Source organism: Cyanobium sp. LEGE 06143 (genome assembly GCF_015207535.1).
Classification (GTDB): Bacteria; Cyanobacteriota; Cyanobacteriia; order PCC-6307; family Cyanobiaceae; genus NIES-981.
In genome coordinates, this window is the sequence record NZ_JADEWP010000282.1 from 1 (window position 1) to 2,207 (window position 2,207).

Annotated in this window: 1 protein-coding gene; it reads left to right on the forward strand. The window is 73.6% G+C overall.

Going from position 1 to position 2,207, the window contains the following annotated elements; genetic code table 11:
* Positions 1 to 170: 170 nt before the first annotated feature.
* A partial coding sequence (gene priA / locus IQ216_RS13550) for a primosomal protein N' (protein ID WP_193815888.1) occupies positions 171 to 2,207 on the forward strand: 2,037 nt, incomplete at its 3' end.

Genomic DNA, 2,207 nt, shown 5'->3' on the forward strand with positions numbered 1-2,207 from the left:
GGGGCAGGGTTGTCAGGGGTGGTCGCAGACCGTGAGAGCGCGGTGGAGGGAAACTCCGAGCCTCTCTGTACGTGTCTTCCCGCTGGACGGAACTCTGCCGTGTTCCGACGGCAGCCTGCAGCTGCCCAACACCACCATCCTATGAATAGCTCCAGCGATGTGCAAGTTCGTTGAGCCAGTGGCTCCAGATCTGGCTGGAGGCCGGCCGCGAGGGGCAGGTGTTCACCTACGCCCGTCCGCCGGAGCTGGCCGTGAAGCTGGGCGATCTCGTGCGGCTCCGGCTGCAGGGGCGGCCCCACAGCGGCCTGGTGGTGGAGGAGCTCGAAGCCTTGCCGGCAGCCCTCGCAGGCAAGGCCATCCAACCCGTGGAGGCCGTGCTGCAGAGCGCCGCGGTGGACGAGCACTGGCGCGCGCTGATCACGGCGGTGGCCCGCCAGTGCCACACCAGCAGCTTCCGCACCCTCAAGAGCGCCCTGCCGCCGGGTTGGCTTGGCCAGCGTGGCCGTCGAGCCGGGGCGAACCGCCAGCCGCTGCTGGCCCTGCGGGCGACCCGCCGGCCCGAACCCCACGAGCGCCTCAGTGCCCGCCAGCAGGAGCTGCTGAACCAGCTCGCCGCCGCCGCCGGCCCCCTGCCGCTGCGGCAGCTTTGCCGGCCCGGAGGCTTCAGCCGGGGCGTGGCCCAGGCGCTGGAACAGCGGGGGCTGGTTGAGCGGCTCTCCCTGCCAGCCGAGGCCTTTCCCCAGGCCTTGCTGGCGGCGCACGGAGCAGGGGCTGATCCAGAACCACCGAACCTGGGGCTCGAACCGCTCCAACGGCTCACCCCGGCCCAGGCCGAGGCCCTGGAGGCGATTCTGGCGGCCCAGCCGGGCCAGACCCTGCTGCTCTGGGGCGTCACCGGTTCCGGCAAGACCGAGGTGTATCTGCAGGCTGCCGCCGCGGCCCTGGCCCGGGGGCGCAGCGCCCTGGTGCTCACCCCGGAGATCGGCCTGATCCCCCAGCTGCTGGAGCGCTGCCGCCGCCGCTTCGGTGCTGCCGTCGTGGAGTACCACAGCGGCCTCAGCGACGGCGCCCGGGTGGCCGCCTGGCGGCGCTGCCTGGAAGGCCGACCCCTGCTGGCGGTGGGCACCCGCTCCGCCGTGTTTCTGCCCCTGGCCCGGCTCGACCTGATCGTGCTGGATGAGGAGCACGACAGCTCCTACAAGCAGGAGAGTCCGATGCCCTGTTACCACGCCCGCGACGTGGCCCGGATCAGGGTGCGGCAAAGCGGCGGACGCCTGCTGCTGGGCAGTGCCACGCCGGCCCTGGAGACCTGGCTGGCCTGCCAGGGAGAGGCAGCCGAGCCGGTGCGGCTGTTGCGGCTGCGCGAGCGCATCGGCGGCCGCCCCCTGCCGCCGGTGCGGCTGGTGGACATGCGCCATGAGCTGGCCGAGGGGCACCGCAGCCTGCTCAGCCGGGCCCTGCTGCAGCGGCTGCAGGGGGTGCAGGCCAGGGGGGAACAGGCCGTGGTGCTGGTGCCCCGCCGCGGCTACCACACCTTCCTGAGCTGCCGCAGCTGCGGCGAGGCGGTGCTCTGCCCCCACTGCGACGTGCCCATGACGGTGCACCGCGGCAGCGGCGGCCGGGAGTGGCTGCGCTGCCACTGGTGCGACCACCGGGCCGACATCAGCCACCGCTGCGGCCACTGCGGCTCCACGGCCTTCAAGCCCTTCGGCGCCGGCACCCAGAGGGTGCTGGAGCAGCTGGCCCAGGAACTGGAGGGCCTGCGGGTGCTGCGCTTCGATCGCGACAGCACCCGCGGCCGCGATGGCCACGGCCAGCTGCTGGCCCGCTTCGCCGCCGGGGAGGCCGACGTGCTGGTGGGCACCCAGATGCTGGCCAAGGGGATGGACCTGCCCCGGGTGACCCTGGCGGCCGTGCTGGCGGCCGACAGCCTGCTGCACCGGCCCGATCTGCGCTCCTCCGAGCACTGCCTGCAGCTGCTGCTGCAGCTGGCGGGCCGGGCCGGCAGGGGCGAGCTGCCCGGCGAGGTGCTGGTGCAGACCTACAGCCCCGAGCACCCGGTGATCGCCCACCTGGTGGACGGCCGCTACGACCGTTTCCTGGCCAGCGAACTGGCCCTGCGCCGCAGCGGCGCCCAGGTGCCCTTCAGCCGCGCCTGCCTGCTGCGCTTCAGCGGCCCCAGTGCCAGTGGCACCGCCACCCCGGCG